Below are 17,917 nucleotides of genomic sequence, written 5' to 3'. Positions count from 1 at the left end.
CAGGGATGAAAGACAGGCTTGAGCGGCACAATGCGTATCGGCTCAATTGCCCAACGCTGAGGCTCAAGCCTTATTGGGCATCTGAATACGATTCTAGACGCCAGCAGCTCGAGCGCACTTTTTAGTCTTAAGCACACAACGGCTGTTTTTTGTGATCTTTATCAACCTCGTCCAACGTCTGCCGCTCACTATTGATATTCATCAGCGATGTTATTTCGTCAATCCGTTTGCTGATGGAAAGCCAGCACAGAGTGCTGTTCATCAGGCTCAACTGACAAAGCGTCTGCCGACGAGGTGTGTGATGTTCGAAATTCGCCGTTTACTGCTGATCACTCCGAGCGAAATGTCCCGGACTCCCGCGTTTGATCGAGCAGAGTCCCTGGCAAGAGCGACAGGTGCAATGTTGCACATCGTTGCATTTGATTATGTCGAAGCGCTGGCTGTCGCTGGCCTGTTTGACCATGAGGCCATGGCGCAGGCGCGCGAGGGGTACTTGCAGGAGCACCGTCACTGGCTTGAGCAGCAAGCCCGGTTTGGGCAATGCAAAGGCCTGCAAGTGACCACTGAAGTGGTCTGGGCAAAACCGAGTATCGAGGAGATGCTTGAGTACGTGAATGACTTTCGGGCGGACATCGTGATCAAGGATGTACAACGTGTATCGGCATTTAAACGGATTTTCTACAGACCCCTGGACTGGCTATTGCTGCGCGACTGCCCGGCCCCCTTGCACCTGGTCACCGATGCAAGAAACCCGTTGCCCATGAAAATACTGGCGGCTATCGACCTTTCCCATCTTGAAGAGCTGACGCAGGGTCTTAATGACCGGATCCTCGACATTGCGTCGAAGCTGGCCTTGTCCTGTGGAGCGAAGTTGCACCTGCTCAATGTCAGCGGCTGGATGGTGGCGGGCGACTCCGGAGTGAACCTGCAAAACCTGACCATGGAAGAAAGCTTAAGAGACGCCGTCAGCGACGCCCAGGTTGAAGCTTTTGATACGCTCGCCGAACGCTATGGGGTTCCAGAGGCGAAACGGCATCTGCTGACTGGGGTTCCCCATAAGATGATCGAGCGTTTCGCGGCGAGTAATACCTTCGACATGATTGTTCTGGGAACCGTGCACTATCGGGGAATTAACATATTCATCGGCAGTACCGCCGAGAACACCCTGAACCGGGCTCCCTGCAGTTTGATGATCGTCAAGCCGCTGTCTTAGTGGCGTATAGCGGTGTCGGGGGCTGACAACTGCCAGTGCCCTTGGGTAACAGGCCGATCGGGAGCAGCAGCGTTCATGAATACAGATCAAACGGCTCCTGTCGATCATCCGGCGATTGTTTCGAGCGGCCTGACCAAATGGTTCGGGGAAGGGGACGCACGAATGAAGGCTGTCGATCAGGTCGCACTGGTCGCACAGTTTGGCGAAATGGTGTTCATCGTCGGTCCTTCAGGGAGCGGCAAGACCACACTGCTGAGCATGATCTCCGGCATCCTGCGGCCTGATTCCGGTACGGTGAAGATCAACGGAAATGACATCTGGAGCTTGAGCACCGATCAGCTGGCAGAGTTGCGCCTCAATAGCATTGGCTTTGTGTTTCAGGACTATCACCTGTTTGCGCGGTTGACCGCTGCCGAGAACGTCGCGATTCCCTTGATACTCAAGCATTGTGACTGGGACAACGCCATTGCGCAGGCGAACCAGAGCCTGGAAGTGGTAGGCCTCAAGGATCGCGGCGACATTCTGCCGGTCAAGCTGTCCGGCGGCGAACAACAGCGGGTGGCGATTGCCCGGGCGATCATCGGCAGCCCGCAGATATTGATTCTCGATGAGCCTACCGCCTCCCTTGATGGTGACACCGGGAAGATGATCATTGCCTTCGTGAAGTCGAAGATACTCAACAAGCAGCGTTGCATTCTGATCGTCACTCACGATGCGCGGATCAATGAATACGCGGACCGCATCATCCACATGGAAGACGGCCGGATTACCGAACCCGATCGGACCTCGCCATGAAGAACCGAGTGCTGTTTGTTCTGGCGGTCATCGGGGTACTGGCCGGGTTGGTCGCCGCCTACCTGCTCGGGCGCATGCCCCACGCATTACCGCCGGCCTTCGCCCCGGCGAGTAGCCCTTATGAAACCGCCATTTATGCTAATGGCATTATCGAAAGCGAGCAGTCCGGCGGTTCCAACATCGTGATCTATCCGCAGGTTGCCGGGTCGGTTACTCAAGTACTGGTGCAAGAAGGGCAGGTGGTCACCCGCGGTATGCCTCTGGTGACCATCGATGACGCCCTGCCCAGGGCGAACTTCGAATTGGCGCAAGCCAATCTGAAAACCGCTCAGGACCAATACATCAAGCGCCTGGCTTCCTACGGGATTGACCCCAAGTCCATCAGCAAGGACACCCTGGACACCGCAAAAGATACCGCGGCCCAGGCACAGGCCGCTCTCAAAGCGGCGAATGCCTCGCTTGCGCAATACGCAATCAGGGCCCCGGTGGATGGCGTGGTCCTGGCCATCAATACCACCGTGGGCAGTTATGTGTCGCCGCAGGGCGCTTATGACGCGTATATCCAGCAATTCAGCCCGTTGCTGGTGATGAGTGCTGAACAGACCCATCTAGCGGTACGCTGCTATGTGGACGAGATCCTGATTGCCCGCTTGCCAGCGCCCGAACATATTCGTGCACAGATGTTGATTCATGGCTCGGATATCAAGGTGCCGCTGGAGTTCGTTCGCGTGCAGCCGTACGTGTCGCCGAAAATCGAGTTGTCCAATCAGCGTCAGGAGAAAGTCGACCTCAGGGTGTTGCCGGTGGTTTTCCGGTTCGAGAAAAAAGACCTCCCGATGGTGTATCCGGGGCAGTTGGTGGATGTCTTCATAGGGCAGAAATGATGTGCCAGTCCAGCGTCCATCGACCTCTGCGACCCTATGTCCGGGTGCTGTCCGCCATTATCCTGATGGTGATGAGCGCCTGCACGGTAGGCCCGGATTTTTCGCGTCCGGCAGCGCCGTCGCAGAGCGGCTACACCCGCACTCCGGTGACGACCACCGCCCCGGCGCAGGGCCACGCACAGCATTTTTTGCCGGGTGCTGAAGTTGCGCCCGACTGGTGGCGGCTATTCAGGTCCCCCTCTCTGGATGCGGTGGTCCGCCAGGCGACTGCCAATAACCAGACCTTGCAGGGCTGCCGAGGCCAGCCTGCGGCAAAGCCAGGACACACTCATGGCCGGTTACGGGGTTTTCTATCCGCACCTGGATATTCATGCGGGTGCGACCCGCGAACGCAATGCTCCGCTCCAGCAAGGGCTGACGACGGCGGGGTCGATCTTCAACGTAGTGACCCTGAGTGGAACGATCAGTTACACGCTCGATGTCTTTGGGGGAGAGCGTCGAACGGTGGAAGGCCTGCAAGCCGAGGTCGACTATCAAACCTGGCTGACCCATGCGGCTTACCTCACCCTGACCGCCAATGTCGTGAACGCCGCCATCGCCCGTGCAGGCTATGCCGCACAAATGCGCGCAACCGAGCAGTTGATTGCGCTGCAAAAGCAACAGTTTCAGACCACAGAGGTACAGGTACGCAGCGGTACGGCGCCTTATTCGGCCATCCTCAGTCTGCGTAGTCTGATTGCCACCAATGAGGCCTTGTTGCCGGCACTGGAGCAGAAAATCAGCCAGGCCGAGCATTTGCTGGCCACTCTCGAAGGCGTAGCACCCACCGATGCCAGACTCCCTGACATCGAGCTGACAGGTCTTTCACTGCCCGCCGATTTGCCGGTCAGCCTGCCCTCCATGTTAGTCCGGCAGCGGCCAGATATTTTGTCCGCAGAAGCACAGCTATACCGGGCCAGTGCCAACATCGGCGTGGCAACGGCGGCGATGTTTCCCAGTTTCAGTCTGACCGAAACCTATGGTGCGGCAGGATCGAACCTGGGCTCACTATTCGCGAGTGCCGGGCGGTTCTGGAGCGTTGGGCCATCGATCGACATCCCGCTGTTTCAAGGCGCAGCCTGTGGTTTGGTCGTAAAGCCGCGATCGATGCCTATCAGCAGGCGGCGGCGAGTTATCGGCAAACCGTGCTCGAGTCTTTCGCGCAGGTCGCCGATGCCCTCAAGGCTCTGGAGTTCGATGCACAGGCCCTGCAAAAGCAGACCGAGGCACAGACTACCGCTGAAGAGGCGCTACGTTTGCTGCAAGCCAACTACCGATCAGGCCTGGTGACCTATCTGGATCTGCTGGCGGCCGATGTGCAGCTTCATCAGGTCAACATTGCCTATCTGCAAGCACTTGCCCAACGTCATCAGGACACCGTCGGGCTGTTCGTCGCGCTGGGGGGCGGCTGGTGGAACACTCCACCCCCTGCGGGTAGCAGGCCGGCGCCATGAAATACTCGGGCATCCTGCGAATCGGCTTCAAGCTGCTGGTCAATGACAGGGCCAAGTTTTCGGCGTTGTTGGTGGGGATTACCTTCTCGGTGTTCCTGATGATGCAGATGACCGCACTGTTTGCCGGCATCCTCAACCGTGCCTACTCGACAGTGACCAATATCGGCGCGGCGATGTGGATCATGGACCCGGCCGTGAACACACCGACCAGCGTCATCCCTCTGCCGGATTATCTGCTCGATGCTGTACGCAGCATGCCGGAGGTCACTTATGCGGTGCCTATCTTTATTGGCAGTGCTCAGGTCAAGCTGGCCAGTGGCACCTATCAATCGGTCAGTGTGATAGGCCTCGACGACACCAGCCTGTTCGGTCGCCCTGAGCTTGAACAGGGCTCTATCGAAGACATCTACGCAGACAACGCGTTCATCATGGTCCACGATGCCGAATATTCGAAACTGGAGAATCCCGGGATAGGCACCTCCTTCGAACTCAATGACCACCGCGGCACCATCGTCGCCATCGCCAAGGTATTGACCAGCGGATTGACCGGCGTACCGACGCTCTACACCACCTACCGGCGAGCCATCGAATACATCCCGACCACCCGCTTCACGGTGTCTTACATTCTGCTGGAACCCAGGAGCAAGGCCGCAGAGGTCGCGATCAAACAGCAGGTTGCGCAGTTGGGCTATGTCGCCTTGACCAAGGGGGAGTTCAACCAGCGTATTACCGATTACTACATCTATCAGACCGGGGTAGGCACCAACATACTGACGATGACGGTTATCAGTTTCCTGGTTGGGTTATCCATCTCCGGACAAACGTTCTACACCTTCATTCTGGAAAACCTGGACAAGTTCGCGGCACTCAAGGCCATCGGGGCCAAAGGTCGTGAGCTGATCTACATGATCCTCTTCATGGCGACGTTCACAGCCTTGACGGGTTACGGGCTGGGTGTCGGTCTGGTCACGTTGATGATTTTCACGGTGCGCACCTATCTGCCCAATTATGCAGCGATCATCACTTTCTGGAACCTGGGGCTGGCCTTCGGTCTGGTGCTTTTGATTGCCGGGGTTTCCAGTTATGTGGGAGTACGCAAGGTGCTCAGAATCGAGCCATTCGACATTTTCAGGGGCTGAGCGAGCGGCTGTGTCCGCCAGGCTGGGCCTGTCCGTGTCGCGACTCGTCGAGACCGGGGTCTTGATGATGGGGAGCCAACCCGGCTGCAGTTGATAAAAATCAAGTGCATCGAGCCGTAGAGGGGCGATCAATAGAGCACCTATTCGTGTTCAAGGAAGCGGGCACGCGGATGACATTTCTCGGTGCGGCTGGCACGGTTACGGGCAGCAAGTACCTGCTGGAACATAACGACAAACATGTGTTGATCGATTGCGGCCTGTTCCAGGGCTACAAACAGTTGCGCTTACACAACTGGGACCGTTTTCAGCTACCGGTTCGCGACCTGGAGGCCATCGTTCTGACCCATGCTCATCTGGATCACAGCGGCTACCTGCCGGTGTTGGTGCGCAACGGCTATCGCGGCCCGGTCTATGCCACGGCCGCGACCTGTGAGCTGGTCAAAATTCTGTTGCTCGACAGTGGCCGCTTGCAGGAAGAGGAGGCCGAATACGCCAATCGCCATAGCTTCTCCAAGCACGATCCGGCCTTGCCGCTGTACACCGAACAGGACGCAGAGAGGGCACTGAAGCTGTTGCGGTCAGTGGAGTTGCACCATCGGGTCGGCATTGCCCCCGGGATCAGCATCCAGTTGCGCTGTGCCGGGCATATCCTAGGTGCAGCCACAGTGGAGGTGGTTACAGAAGGCATTACCCTGGTGTTTTCTGGGGACGTGGGGCGGCCGAATGATCCGTTGATGTTTGCGCCGGAAACCATCGAACAGGCTGACTATTTACTGGTGGAGTCGACCTACGGTGACCGCCAGCACCCCGTCGAGCCCCCGGAGGAGCAACTGACCGAAGTCATCACCCGCACGGCACTGCACCACGGCATTACCCTGGTGCCATCGTTCGCGGCCGGGCGTGCGCAACTGCTGATGTATCACCTGTATCGCCTGAAACAAAAGCGGGCGATTCCAGACCTGCCGATCTACCTCAACAGTCCTATGGCGACCGATGTCACTCGCTTGTACCAGCGCTTTCGCAGCGAGCACCGGCTGTCCCAGGAGGAGTGTGAAGGCATGTGCCACACGGCGCATTTCGTGCGTTCGGCCAGAGACTCCATGGGTCTTGACCAGCAGCGTACTCCCGCGGTGATCATCGCCGCCAGCGGCATGGCCACCGGAGGGCGGGTGCTTTACCACCTCAAGTCTCTGGCGCCCAACCCGCTCAATACGCTGCTGGTTCCCGGTTTCCAGGCAGGGGGTACTCGCGGTGCACAGATTGTCGCCGGGGCTCCATCGGTGCGAATCCATGGTAAGGACGTGCCGATTCGGGCCGAAGTGGTGCCAATGGGGACCTTATCCGCTCATGCCGACGGGGATGAAATCATTCAGTGGCTAAAGGGCTTCAAGTGGCCACCGAAACACACCTATGTCGTGCACGGGGAGCCCAATGCATCGGATGTGCTGCGGCGACGGATCAGTCTGGAGCTGGGGTGGTCGGTCTCGGTGCCGGAGTACCGTGACAGCGTTGAGCTGACCGGTACTCCTTAGTTCCACCTAAAATCGCAACGACAAAAAGCCCCTTATCAGTTTTCCTGTAAGGGGCAAGGCTATCACCGGCTTAGTCGGTTTTGATCGGCACGATTTTTTCCGGTTTCATGGCATCAGGCTTCTTCGGCAGCGATATGCTCAGTACACCTTTGCTGAAACTCGCTTCGATCTTCTCGGCATCGACCCCTTTGGGCAGGTTGAACACCCGCTCGAAGGATCCATAGTGACGCTCTGACAGGTGATAGCCCTTTCTTTTATCTTGCTCGGTAATATCCACAGCGGGCATGCCGTGACCGATCAACTCCCGATGCCAGAACGGCTCGATATCAAACAACCTACGGCTGAACGGCGACAATCCTGAACTTCGGTTAAAGTCCTCGAACAGGTGGTCGACTTGTTGCCGTAGTTTTTCCAGGGGGCGCCAAAGGTCTGTAGCCAATGGGTGCTGACTGGATTTATCTTCTGTATGGACTGGCATTTTTTTACGGAGTTGGACATTTTCATTTCTCCTCTTGGGTCATGTCGGGATGGGCTGCGAACGTTCGGGACGCCTATCCACCTCGAGAAAACAAGATCGACTCACCAGCCTTTGCAGAGCCAGTTTCCTCGACCACAACATCCAGCCGGCGAATGCCGCCGCCGCCCAGATAACGATCAAAAGTCCCCACTCAAAGCCATTGAACGCTTGTCCCTGGCGAGCCCGCTTGGTGGCCAGAATCAGTGAGCCGGGGGCATAGAGCAGAGCACTGAGCAGTATGTATTTGGGCCCGGCGGCGAACAGCAGCCAGAGGCAATACAGGGTTGCGACTCAATGCCGCGAACAACGTCACCAGGTAACTGACGTTGCGTTGCCGATCCAGGCACTAATCCAATAGCCCCAGGCCGAGTTGAAACCGAGGAATTCACTGCCAAATACGCGTGCATAAGAAAACACGCCGTTGTCCAGTTCTGGTTGGCGGTTGGCGGTTGGCGGTTGGCGGTTGGCGGTTGGACAAGATTTGATAGACCAGCGCCAACGCAAGCATGACGACGCCAGTGATCAGCCAGCCAATCAGGATCGCATTGGCGCTGGCAGCCATGTTCTGGGACCGGCTGAAAATACCGCTGCCGATCATTGAACCGATCACCAGGGCGATCAATAGACTTAACGACAGGCCTTTGGGCTTCAGCTTTCGCAAGCTTCCTGCGAGCGGATGAGGTGAAGCTGTCGGGACAATCGGTTGGGTGCCCTGCAGGTGCGTAGCCATGGGAAGCCTCCACGAAACGAGAGGTTCTGCGCTCACCACAAATACAATGGTGCGAATGCTGATTCTCAATCTATAGGTGAACGGCCCGCCGGAAATTGATTTAGATCAGAAGTAAGGCAGTCAGCCGAATGGACACAAGTGCGATCCACTTGGGCTTGTCCGCCTCACGACATCTTCGGTATCCAAGGATTGCTTGAGGCGATTAAAGCGTGAAGCAACCCGCCAAATTGGCAGCCTGTGGTTGACCGGAGCCCCTGAGTCGACCCCGGCAGCCACACACGAGTCTGAACAGTCTGCATGGATCAAATCGGGTACTTCTTTGCCGATTACCATCAGCCAGCATTTTTGCCAACCAAGGAATGCCACCAGCGGGAGGTAGGGTTGAACGCAGGTGGAATTTAGACTGGGTCAAACATACGCAGCGAACCTTGGATGATATCAAAGGCAAGCTGAATCTAACCGCGGAGTAAATGCCAGTGTGGGATACATGGTCTACCGGCGTGCGGGTTCGTGGTTCTTCTCGCGCCAGCGTCATTTTGCGTATCGGGTTGAAAGTGGACGTGCGCGTGGTTGAGTCATCATTCCATGGCTTAGCCTTGGTGTATTTCACCGGCAGCAAAGCGCATAGCGCTGGCCAACCTTCGCGTTGGCCGGTTCGAGGGGGCTGCTGTTCTGGCGCCCTGAGCCACGGCTCGCAATCTATCCCGCGTGAACTTGATGCAGATCAGAGTCGAAATTTCCTGAAGTATTACAACATTCTCAGGGCCGCCTTTTCCCCATTTCCGGCCGGGAGAAATACATGTTCATCAATCAACCTGACGCAGCCACTTTCAAACGTTTGTGCATAGGCTCTCCTGGCGAGCACTGGATCGAGTCCCTGGGCGATGGCACACATGTCCTGATTCGTCCGCTGGCAGCAAAAGACCGAGAGCGTGAGTTTCAGTTCATCAAACACCTTTCTGCACAGTCCTGCCGGTTTCGGTTTCTGGGGCGTTTAACTGAGACGGGCGCGTCGCTAATGGATCCGTTGATGGACCTGGATTACCACGATCGAATGTCTTATGTGGCCTTGGCCCACGAAGACGATCAATTGCATGAAGTCGGAGTCAGCCGCTATGCCGCCCGACATGGGTACAAACAGTGCGAATGTGCTGTCGCGGTTGCCGATCAATGGCAGAGAAGGGGCTTGGGGCGCTTGTTGATGAAGCATTTGATTGATGCCGCTCGCCGTAATGGTTTCGAGGAAATGACCTCGACCAATTTGTCGACCAATTACGCCATCCACCGCCTGCTGAAAAAACTCGATTTTGAGAGCTACTACCCGACCGCGGATTTCACCGAAATCGTCCATAAGCTTCATCTTTGACTTTGAATAAAACGCTGTTGGTGAGTAACAGCGACAGCACAAGCGTGGCGTAAATGAGATCGGTCAAGCTGGTTCATGCGTTGTGTTGACGCCCATTCCTGTGATCATTCCTACGTTTTGATACGGACGATTAATTGAGCTACGTCAACATAAGTGTGCGTGATTCGCGTTGTGTGCTTAAAAAACGTCAATTCCAAGGCCGGATTTTAGAATCGAGCTAGGCTCCATCCCGGGTGATGTCACTTGACAGCCTCTTTTTCAGAGGGAATTAAAATGTACCTAAAGGAAGGCGGAGTTGGCGAAAAGAGGGCTGTGGTGTGGTCATTTTTTTTGCAGTCACTTGGGCGGCGAGGAGCGATGGTTGGAGTGCTATTGCTCCTGGTGTTCTGTCAGTCGGTCCAGGCCCTGCCTTCCTTTGCACGTCAAACAGGGCAAAGCTGCGTTGCCTGCCATGCGGGTGGGCAATTTCCTGAACTGACACCTTATGGGCGGCTGTTCAAGCTGACGGGGTACACCAATGGCACACAAACCAACCCCCTGGCAGCCATGATCGTTGGCGACTTCACCTCAACGCGGAATAACAGCGACGGGGCGGGCGGCTCGATTTCACCCAAAGACAAGCAATTCATACTCGATTACGGAAGCGTGTTTCTGGGCGGAAAGATCACTGACGTCATTGGCGGCTTTGCCCAATTCACCTACAGCTCGTATGACCACCAGGACGCCTCGGGTAATTGGGTAAGTCACCTGGGCTCGGACAACTTTGATCTACGTTATGCGGACCGCCAGGTGGATGTCTCGCGTGATGTCATCTGGGGTGTCACATTGAATAACAACCCCACGGTTCAGGATGTCTGGAACAGCACGCCTGCCTGGGGCTATCCCTATGTCAGTTCAACATTGGGCGCATTTGGCGGGGTTCCTGCCTCGACGCTGATTGAAGGGGGTTTGGCTCAACAGGTGGCGGGTATCGGTGCCTATGTTTATTTGAACAAGTCGTTGTATTTGGAGCTGACCTCCTACCAAACAGCCAAAGAAACGTGGTCCTTCCTAAGCCTGGGCAATAAGAAGGGCGACACCTACCATCCGCTGACGTACATGGATGGCTCAAGCCCTTATGCGAGGCTGGCATATACCTACGAGTGGGGGGCCCAAAACGTGATGGTGGGTGCCTTTGCGATGAATGCCAAAATTCTTCCTCTGGATGATTCCAACAATCCGGTCTATGGCCAGGGCAGCACTGAGTACCGGGATGTAGGCTTCGACGGCCAGTATCAGTACCTCCTTGAACCACATGCTTTCACTGCACAGATACGGTATGTAAAGGAAGAAATCAGAGATGACACCCAGACTCTCTACAATGGACCGGCGTCCCTTAGGTCGCTCAAATTGAAGGGCAGTTATGTGTACCGTGACAAATACGGCGCGAGCCTGGCCTATACCAATGTCAATGGCAGTTCGGATAGCACGGCTTATCCGGACAGTGCCAATTTTTCACCCGATACGCAGATGTGGACGCCAGAAGTTTTCTGGTTACCGATGCAGAACCTGAGGGTCGGGCTCCAATACAACTATTTCACCCGCTATTTGGGCGCAACGAACAACTACGACGGCAATGGCCGTGATGCCAGTGAAAACGACACCACGTATCTTTATATGTGGTACGCGTTTTGATCAGTTGAACGTAGGGGCGTAGACCATGGAAGCAATTGGCATGAAGAGTACTTTCAACCGATCACATTTTATTCTTGCTCTCTGCGTGATTGCGCTCACGGGCTGCACAGGTACGAACGAGGAGACATCGCAAAAACCGTCGCCCGTGTCCGGTATCGCCATGGCGGACAAGGTTTGCTCCATGTGCCATGGGCTGACGGGGGAGTCCATCTCGCCGATGATTCCCAAGTTGGCCGGCCAGCAAAAGGAGTATCTGAAGTTGCAGCTGGCTGACTTCAAGGGCCATGCACGCAGCGATGAAACCGGGACTCAGTACATGTGGGGGTTTACCCATTTGACAGAGACCCAGATCAGCGAACTGGCAGACTATTTTTCAAGCCAGAGCCCCATGAAGGCCGACGCCGATACGCCTGATGCGCGCGGTGAATTAATCTTTCGCAAGGGCTTGCCGGAGTCTGGCGTTGTTCAATGCAACTCCTGCCACGGTGCTGACGGCCAGGGCAATGGTCAGTTTCCGCGCCTGGCGGGTCAACATGCCTACTATATGATCCGTCAGATCAAGGTTTTTCAACAGACCGACCAGCGTCCCCATGGCGCCCTGATGAAGCAGGTCACTCATTCACTCTCTGATGCAGACGCCGAATCCGTCGCTCATTACATTGCGACACTTGGGGCAAAAAAATAAGGAGCTTTGTGGCGACAGTGATGAGCCTGACGGTAAGTCGCCGGTCCTGGCCTTCAGGAACTGTCTGATTTATATCAATGACAAGGCGGCAGGGTCGGCAATGCTGACTTCATGAGTTCCGCTGAGTCAGGATTACGCCATGAAGCTCACTGCCGTGCCTCTTCAGGAGCCGTTGCCAGCCTTGCCATCTTCATCGGCCAACGTCAGGCAGGTGATCGGCAATGATCAGATCGCCACGATTTTTGACGATATAGCCGATCTGTTGGAAATCGAGGACGCCAACCCCTTCCGTATCCGGGCATACCGCAACGCGGCGCGGACGCTAAGGGCTTTGACCTTTGAGGTGGCGAAGTTGATCGCGCGGGGTGAACCACTGCCCAAGCTCAGCGGTATCGGGGTCGATCTTGCAGGCAAGATCAATGAAATCGTCGCCACGGGCGATTGCGCACTGCGCCAACGGCTGCGCACGACATTACCCTCGGGGCTGGTCGAACTGCTTTCCATCGCCGGACTGGGACCCAAGCGCGTCAAACACCTCTATCACGATCTGGGCATCGAAACCGTGCAGCAACTGTGTCAGGCCGCCAAACAGGGGGCACATTCGCCATGTGCCTGGCTTCGGTGAAAAGATGGAGGCCCGACTGTTGCGCGCCGCGCAGAAGGGGATCGGCAGGGACCGCCGTTTGCCGTTGGCCTTTGTTGCTCCGGTGGCCCATCGGCTGACCGAGTACCTGCAACAGCTTCCCGGCGTTGAGAAGGCCACGGTTGCCGGAAGCTTGCGACGAATGCGCGACACCGTTGGCGATATCGATATCCTGGTTGCCGCTGCGCCGTCGGTGAACGTGACTGCACACTTTATCAAACATCCGGACATTTCTACCGTGCTGGTGCATGGGCGTGCTCGTACCAGCGTGATGCTGAGCACCGGCATGCAAGTGGATCTGCGCGTCGTCGAGCCGGCAGTCTATGGCGCAGCCCTGGTGTATTTCACCGGCAGCAAAGCGCATAACATCGCGATTCGCCAAGGGGCTCAGAAGCAAGGTCTTAAACTCAGTGAATACGGCGTATTCAGGGCGAAAAAATGCTTGGCCAGCACCTCCGAAGATTCTGTTTACCAGGCGTTGGGACTGGAGTGGATTACACCGGAACTGCGCGAGGACCGCGGCGAGATTGCAGTGGCACAAGCTGGTCGTTTGCCCACGCTGATTGAGTTGAGTGACCTCAAAGGCGACTTACATGCTCACACCCGCGCCTCGGATGGGAGCAGCAGCCTGGAAGAGATGGCATTTGCGGCGCAGGAGGCCGGGCTGGAGTATCTGGCGATTACCGAGCATTCGCGGTCTCTCAGAGTTGCCCATGGTCTGGATGTCGACAGGGTGTTGAAGCAAATCGACCAGATCGATGCGCTCAATGCACGCTTGCAGGGCATGACCTTGCTCAAGGGAATCGAGGTGGACATTCTTGAAGACGGTAGCCTGGACCTGCCGGACGATATTCTGGGGCGCTTGGATTTGGTTGTCGGTGCCGTACACAGTCATTTTGGCCTGACGCTACGTCAACAAACCCAACGTTTGCTAAGAGCCATGGATCATCGCTATTTCACGATTCTGGCGCACCCGCTGTGCCGACTGATCAATGAGCGTGACCCTCTGAACGTGGATCTTCCGACAATCATCAAGGCTGCCCGGCAGCGTGGTTGCTGTCTGGAACTCAATGCGCAGCCGCAACGCATGGACCTGTTCGACCTCCAGTGCAGATACGCCAAGGATGAAGGTGTGCTCATCAGCATTAACCCGGATGCACATCGCACCGCTGACTTTGCCTATTTGCACTATGGGGTCGCTCGGCTGGAAAAACACAGCGTTCTCAACACCCGTTCACTGACGGAACTCAAGGGGTTCCTGACCTCATGTTCCGCCCGGGGATGAGTCGCTGTTGGTGGAGGATTGAAACGGTCCATTCTTTTTGCCACCAGTGGCGCACACATGAAAATTCATCCAGCGTCTACCAACGTGCCAGATGACGTCTGGGAAATCAGCTCCGCCTATCAGCGTATGGAACCGGATGGTGTTCCCGGAACCATGCGCCACGCTTCAGGGCACTCGCGCACATAGGGGTAGTAGCCATTGGCTGAAGGACAGTAATACCAGTTTGGCGCAGACTGAGTGTTGGGGGGCGCTTCCACCGTTGCATGCTCTGAGGGCACCACCACCGGGGGTGATTCGATCATCACCGCAGGCGGGCTGGCCGGGTAGTAATAACCAGGGGCAGGGTAGTAGTAAACCGGATAGGAAGGGTAGTAATACGGACCGCGAATATGCTCGGCCTCCCAACCCAACCCAACCCAACCCTAAGCCAAGACCTATGCCCCACCAAAACGGAGCGCCGCCATGTGGCTCGGCGTTGGCCGGTAATGCAAGGCTTGTGGCGATCAAGATCGCCCCTATAAGCGCGCAACGTTTTACGGACTCGATGTTCATGATGTCTACCAATGGAACAGCTAGTACCGTTTATTGTTTGCTTTTTTCGTCCTGGTCTTCTTCCGGCCGGGGTCTGAACATGTGCATAGGCATCTGCCAACCGTCTTGGCCAGAGACTCTGTGATGCATCACCGTCCAGAACAGGTCGAAAATGGTTTTTTGCTCAGAATCCAAGGCGTCGTAGAAGGTTTTGGTGCGCACCTGAGCAGCGTCCAGGCGAGTCAATTGCGCTTGCATCCAGTTTGTTTGTGCGCGCAAACGCTCTATCCCTTTGGCCATTCTTTCCGGTGTCGTTTCATCAATCAGCGCTTTCGTCGTGCTCGTCCCTTCATCGGGTCCGGGCTTGTCCTTTTCCAATTGCTGATTGGCATCCGTTATCACCCCCGCGGCCCATGTATCCCAGGCTGGCATTTGCTCCGGCTTAAGGTTCAGCTTGCTCTTGAGATCATCCAGGGTCTGCTGCGTATGTTTGACCCAGTCGAAATCCGCGTGGTGACTGAACATGCCGCCTGGTGATGACATTGGCGGGGAAGCAAAGACACTGGTTGATGGCAACAGTAATACGCTTACCGCCATCAACATGCATTGGCCAATCAAGCCTGATTTTTTCATCTTCAGCTCCTTTCAATACGGTGGGGGTCAATTCGAGAATAGGAGTCGGTCTGCGGGAGAATCTGATCCACATCAGAAAACAGGCATACAAACGGGCAAGCGGATAGACGGGCAAGCCATGCAGGGGAGGTGAGTGATCAGTATGGGTTGGTTCTGCTTACGGCATAACTGCTTTTGCCACCGACAATCATGGCCCGCGCAACGCGTCCACCCAATAGGTCAGCGGGTTGCATACCGCAATTGCCTTTAACCAACCGGGTATCAGTTCCAATGGGTAAAATCCGCCACATCCGCCAGGAAGCGATCCCGGCGAGTCTGGTTTTTCTTGCCGGTGTGAGACGGTCTTCTGCATGGCGCGTAACAAGGCTCACGGAGAGGGTGGCTGGTTGGAGGTGCTCGGTGTGCCAAGGGGACGGTTGGCCATTTTTGCAGCGTCTCCTTAAGTAGATCAAATAGCGCATATGAACACTCACTTGATATTTCAAATTTATCCAAGGGTGGCAAATTTCTTGGGGCGAGAGTTTTTCGCCCGGCTATACTTTTAAAAATTAAACACGCGCTGGTGAGTGCTTTTGGGTGGAGGTATTAGAAGTTATGGAGATTGACAGATGTGGCTTTTCTTGGAGGTGGGTCGTTAATAATAGTTTTTCTGTGATGACTTGATGTGTGGTGAGGAGTTGATATGAACGTCTTGTTGAATGAACTGCACGCCTATCATCATGAGGTGGCTATCAATATTACTCAGATCAAAGGATTGTTGGGGAGGGTGAGGCATGAATCCGCTGGTGCCGATGACTGCAGGCGGGTGTTTAAGATGCTGGAAGCCTTGCATGGTGATGCAGAGCGACACCACCATGAAAATGAAGAGCTCATTCGGCGGGCCTTGCTAGCGACTGAGGCACCGATCCACCAGCGGGTCAAGGATATCGAGCGAGATCATCTGGCATTTGAGCGCATTGCTGGACAGCTCAAGATGTTGGAGGACTCAACTCAGGAGGCGAGAGTCATCGCTGACACCATCGATGACTTCATCAAGAAATATTACGATCATATGGATGCTGAGGAGAGCATTTTCTTTCCGATGGCAGATAAGTGGCTGTCAGACATCCAGTGGCAGGAAATAAAGCGTCAGTGGCATTAATCGGAGCTCTCACCGTCTTCCTTCAATATTGGGCTGCGACGTAATACTTGATTTCACAAAGTAGTTGCGTGGATGCCAGGTGAATCACCCCGCGCTATGCAACCCAGCGAGTCGATGCTGGAGCTTAAGAATGGCCTCGTAAGGCCGCGCCTCATTCACTCTTCTATTTTCCGACCACAGAATCTCACTGTTAAGTGATGTTGCATCTGATAGAAATTGACTACATGGAGTAGGGTGCTCGTCACCCGAACCTCTATCGGATGAATAGTTAACTCAACTAAATGACTATTTAGTTGAGTTAACTATCATGACCTGATTCTTGGAGTGAAGGGGAAGGCTGATTCCGTACAATTGAAGGCCTCAAATAGCATTATCGGCTTGAATGCACGTCGTTATTCTTCATCTTGCCTTTGTAATACCGATCCTCGGTTGCCTGAATATTCACAATACGCAGATCTGCATTTAGATCTAAAACCGATCGTTGTTCCGCACTCAAATTTGCTGAGGTGTGTCGCAGCCACTTGATCGAGCCAGCCCTTAGGTTTTGAAGCTCATTTTCAGTATGCCCGTCAGCTTGCATAGCTGATACAGCTTCCATTAGCACCGTTTGAAAAAGGCCGTTCACGTATCGAGTGGCCAAGCCCGGTCGTCCAGCGTGGGTTGCAAAAAGGGGGGATGAATCGAGAGCAAGTGGAATCGAGTCCACCCCAAGATAACGACGATACCGCTGCAGGTGGATTGACAGGTATTCCTCTGGAACTCGAATGTTCTGGTAGTCACCAGCATTTCCAAGGGCAAGCCAAGTGGAGCCTTGATCGTCAGGGAAAAAATCAGAAATTCTCAACGCTCGGCTGTATCTACTGAAATCGCCAGGCTTCAGGTAGAGATGATAGATGGACATAACAATGAACAGCGTACGTTCATGGGAGCGGTCGTGGGCAATCAAGCTATTCATCGCCTTCACGATATACCGCCATTCAACAGATGAAAATACGCTCTGCTGCGGGTAGTCCGTTTGAGAATGAGCATACAGCCCACTGACGTCGACTTCCCGCATCGGGTTCGCTGTCATAAGATCTTCTGCTTGTAAAAATAAGAAAAATGACCGACATACCGATACTAGCATAGTGGTCGAGGCTTTAGCGTATTGATGAACTTTGGTTTCGAACAGTCCATTATCTTCGTCTGTGGAGACCTCGATGGCCGACACAAAAGGTCGCCAGTCACGATTAATGACATAGGTAGCATCCGTATTGCGTTTACCACCATTAGTTCGAATGAATCGCTTTTCTGTCACCGAGCCAATCCAGTGGCAAGGCGGGTCGTTACAGAACTCCAAAAACTCATGGACATCATTCATATCCAGATGGGTGATGTCCTTTCTTGCGATGCAAATTACCCAGCTCAAGAGCTTCTCAATGTGAGTACGATATCCCTGATAGGTAGACGCAGAAAGCCCAGACAGGAAGAGGCGCACAGCCTTATAGGATTTGACGGCGATTGCTGCGTCATCATGACCGATAAGAAAGTCGCGAACCTCTGATTGCTCTTTATCCAGAGTGTCTAGAGCAAGTTTACTGAACCTGGAGTGCGTTTCAAAAAAAGGGATCGGCAGATCGCTCATAGTGCAACCTTACTTTGTCATTTGAAAGAGTG

General features: G+C 54.9%; 17 protein-coding genes and 2 pseudogenes. 13 read left to right on the top strand and 6 right to left on the bottom strand.

Annotation, left to right across the window (positions count from 1 at the left end):
• The first annotated feature begins 301 nt into the window (after positions 1-301).
• The 7 genes and pseudogenes from AC1MEE_RS10825 to AC1MEE_RS10795 all read left to right on the top strand — a co-directional run bounded on the left by AC1MEE_RS10825 (position 302) and on the right by AC1MEE_RS10795 (position 7,056).
• Positions 302-1,213 carry a universal stress protein gene (locus AC1MEE_RS10825; protein ID WP_480416204.1) on the top strand — a complete coding sequence of 304 codons (912 nt, stop codon included), beginning with the start codon at positions 302-304 and terminating at the stop codon, positions 1,211-1,213.
• A 75-nt stretch (positions 1,214-1,288) separates the two neighbouring features.
• A complete protein-coding gene (locus tag AC1MEE_RS10820; protein WP_480415303.1) occupies positions 1,289-2,008 on the top strand; it encodes an ABC transporter ATP-binding protein in 720 nt (239 codons plus the stop codon).
• Positions 2,005-2,892: an efflux RND transporter periplasmic adaptor subunit gene (locus AC1MEE_RS10815; protein WP_480415302.1), complete on the top strand. Its 888-nt coding sequence runs from the start codon at positions 2,005-2,007 to the stop codon at positions 2,890-2,892. Before AC1MEE_RS10820 ends, AC1MEE_RS10815 begins: the two co-directional genes overlap by 4 nt.
• Positions 2,893-3,138: 246 nt before the next feature.
• Positions 3,139-3,945, top strand: a pseudogene (locus AC1MEE_RS10810) (efflux transporter outer membrane subunit); the annotation flags it as partial.
• 131 nt (positions 3,946-4,076) lie between these two features.
• Positions 4,077-4,385, top strand: coding sequence for a TolC family protein (locus AC1MEE_RS10805; RefSeq protein WP_480415301.1), 309 nt, complete (start codon positions 4,077-4,079; stop codon positions 4,383-4,385).
• Positions 4,382-5,524: an ABC transporter permease gene (locus AC1MEE_RS10800; RefSeq protein ID WP_480415300.1), complete on the top strand. Its 1,143-nt coding sequence runs from the start codon at positions 4,382-4,384 to the stop codon at positions 5,522-5,524. Before AC1MEE_RS10805 ends, AC1MEE_RS10800 begins: the two co-directional genes overlap by 4 nt.
• Before the next feature lie 170 nt (positions 5,525-5,694).
• The gene (locus tag AC1MEE_RS10795; protein ID WP_480415299.1) at positions 5,695-7,056 is read left to right on the top strand and encodes an MBL fold metallo-hydrolase RNA specificity domain-containing protein; all 1,362 of its coding nucleotides are present in this window, start codon (positions 5,695-5,697) and stop codon (positions 7,054-7,056) included.
• Positions 7,057-7,126: 70 nt separating this feature from the next.
• Here the strand turns inward: AC1MEE_RS10795 and AC1MEE_RS10790 are convergent, their stop codons facing one another.
• Together AC1MEE_RS10790 and AC1MEE_RS10785 are read right to left on the bottom strand one after the other, a co-directional pair.
• A complete protein-coding gene (locus AC1MEE_RS10790) occupies positions 7,127-7,534 on the bottom strand; it encodes an Hsp20/alpha crystallin family protein (RefSeq protein WP_480415298.1) in 408 nt (135 codons plus the stop codon).
• Positions 7,535-7,903: 369 nt separating this feature from the next.
• Positions 7,904-8,171: pseudogene (locus AC1MEE_RS10785) on the bottom strand (amino acid permease); the annotation flags it as partial.
• 931 nt (positions 8,172-9,102) lie between these two features.
• Here AC1MEE_RS10785 and AC1MEE_RS10780 point away from each other — a divergent pair.
• From AC1MEE_RS10780 to AC1MEE_RS10760, 5 genes are all read left to right on the top strand, one after another.
• Positions 9,103-9,669, top strand: coding sequence for an N-acetyltransferase family protein (locus AC1MEE_RS10780; RefSeq protein ID WP_480415297.1), 567 nt, complete (start codon positions 9,103-9,105; stop codon positions 9,667-9,669).
• A gap of 273 nt (positions 9,670-9,942) precedes the next feature.
• Positions 9,943-11,343 carry a cytochrome C gene (locus AC1MEE_RS10775; protein WP_480415296.1) on the top strand — a complete coding sequence of 467 codons (1,401 nt, stop codon included), beginning with the start codon at positions 9,943-9,945 and terminating at the stop codon, positions 11,341-11,343.
• 25 nt (positions 11,344-11,368) lie between these two features.
• Positions 11,369-12,028, top strand: coding sequence for a c-type cytochrome (locus AC1MEE_RS10770; protein ID WP_480415295.1), 660 nt, complete (start codon positions 11,369-11,371; stop codon positions 12,026-12,028).
• Positions 12,029-12,167: 139 nt separating this feature from the next.
• Complete coding sequence (locus tag AC1MEE_RS10765) at positions 12,168-12,653, top strand: helix-hairpin-helix domain-containing protein (RefSeq protein WP_480415294.1); 486 nt, start codon at positions 12,168-12,170, stop codon at positions 12,651-12,653.
• Positions 12,654-12,657: 4 nt separating this feature from the next.
• The gene (locus tag AC1MEE_RS10760; protein WP_480415293.1) at positions 12,658-13,956 is read left to right on the top strand and encodes a PHP domain-containing protein; all 1,299 of its coding nucleotides are present in this window, start codon (positions 12,658-12,660) and stop codon (positions 13,954-13,956) included.
• 119 nt (positions 13,957-14,075) lie between these two features.
• Here the strand turns inward: AC1MEE_RS10760 and AC1MEE_RS10755 are convergent, their stop codons facing one another.
• The 3 genes from AC1MEE_RS10755 to AC1MEE_RS10745 form a co-directional block, all read right to left on the bottom strand.
• Complete coding sequence (locus AC1MEE_RS10755) at positions 14,076-14,366, bottom strand: hypothetical protein (protein ID WP_480415292.1); 291 nt, start codon at positions 14,364-14,366, stop codon at positions 14,076-14,078.
• A 172-nt stretch (positions 14,367-14,538) separates the two neighbouring features.
• Positions 14,539-15,120 (bottom strand): Spy/CpxP family protein refolding chaperone, encoded by a 582-nt coding sequence (locus AC1MEE_RS10750; protein WP_480415291.1) that lies wholly within the window; start codon positions 15,118-15,120, stop codon positions 14,539-14,541.
• 187 nt (positions 15,121-15,307) lie between these two features.
• Entirely contained in the window at positions 15,308-15,472 is a 165-nt protein-coding gene (locus tag AC1MEE_RS10745) for an ABC transporter permease (protein ID WP_480415290.1), read from the bottom strand.
• Positions 15,473-15,802: 330 nt separating this feature from the next.
• Here AC1MEE_RS10745 and AC1MEE_RS10740 point away from each other — a divergent pair, with 330 nt between their 5' ends.
• Entirely contained in the window at positions 15,803-16,261 is a 459-nt protein-coding gene (locus tag AC1MEE_RS10740; RefSeq protein ID WP_480415289.1) for a hemerythrin domain-containing protein, read from the top strand.
• A gap of 370 nt (positions 16,262-16,631) precedes the next feature.
• Here the strand turns inward: AC1MEE_RS10740 and AC1MEE_RS10735 are convergent, their stop codons facing one another.
• Entirely contained in the window at positions 16,632-17,885 is a 1,254-nt protein-coding gene (locus AC1MEE_RS10735; RefSeq protein ID WP_480415288.1) for a hypothetical protein, read from the bottom strand.
• Positions 17,886-17,917: the final 32 nt, after the last annotated feature.

The sequence above is a fragment of the Pseudomonas sp. ASL3 genome (genome assembly GCF_056680425.1).
The sequence above is the reverse complement of the archived record's forward strand: the minus strand, read 5'-3'. Positions and strand labels throughout refer to the sequence as shown.

Excerpts from the sequence above, each read along its gene's own strand:
- AC1MEE_RS10825 (WP_480416204.1), top strand. The coding sequence starts at position 302 with ATGTTCGAAATTCGCCGTTTACTGCTGATCACTCCGAGCGAAATGTCC.
- AC1MEE_RS10820 (WP_480415303.1), top strand. The coding sequence starts at position 1,289 with ATGAATACAGATCAAACGGCTCCTGTCGATCATCCGGCGATTGTTTCG.
- AC1MEE_RS10815 (WP_480415302.1), top strand. The coding sequence starts at position 2,005 with ATGAAGAACCGAGTGCTGTTTGTTCTGGCGGTCATCGGGGTACTGGCC.
- AC1MEE_RS10800 (WP_480415300.1), top strand. The coding sequence starts at position 4,382 with ATGAAATACTCGGGCATCCTGCGAATCGGCTTCAAGCTGCTGGTCAAT.
- AC1MEE_RS10795 (WP_480415299.1), top strand. The coding sequence starts at position 5,695 with ATGACATTTCTCGGTGCGGCTGGCACGGTTACGGGCAGCAAGTACCTG.
- AC1MEE_RS10790 (WP_480415298.1), bottom strand. The coding sequence starts at position 7,534 with ATGCCAGTCCATACAGAAGATAAATCCAGTCAGCACCCATTGGCTACA.
- AC1MEE_RS10780 (WP_480415297.1), top strand. The coding sequence starts at position 9,103 with ATGTTCATCAATCAACCTGACGCAGCCACTTTCAAACGTTTGTGCATA.
- AC1MEE_RS10775 (WP_480415296.1), top strand. The coding sequence starts at position 9,943 with ATGTACCTAAAGGAAGGCGGAGTTGGCGAAAAGAGGGCTGTGGTGTGG.
- AC1MEE_RS10770 (WP_480415295.1), top strand. The coding sequence starts at position 11,369 with ATGGAAGCAATTGGCATGAAGAGTACTTTCAACCGATCACATTTTATT.
- AC1MEE_RS10765 (WP_480415294.1), top strand. The coding sequence starts at position 12,168 with ATGAAGCTCACTGCCGTGCCTCTTCAGGAGCCGTTGCCAGCCTTGCCA.
- AC1MEE_RS10760 (WP_480415293.1), top strand. The coding sequence starts at position 12,658 with ATGGAGGCCCGACTGTTGCGCGCCGCGCAGAAGGGGATCGGCAGGGAC.
- AC1MEE_RS10750 (WP_480415291.1), bottom strand. The coding sequence starts at position 15,120 with ATGAAAAAATCAGGCTTGATTGGCCAATGCATGTTGATGGCGGTAAGC.
- AC1MEE_RS10745 (WP_480415290.1), bottom strand. The coding sequence starts at position 15,472 with ATGCAGAAGACCGTCTCACACCGGCAAGAAAAACCAGACTCGCCGGGA.
- AC1MEE_RS10740 (WP_480415289.1), top strand. The coding sequence starts at position 15,803 with ATGAACGTCTTGTTGAATGAACTGCACGCCTATCATCATGAGGTGGCT.
- AC1MEE_RS10735 (WP_480415288.1), bottom strand. The coding sequence starts at position 17,885 with ATGAGCGATCTGCCGATCCCTTTTTTTGAAACGCACTCCAGGTTCAGT.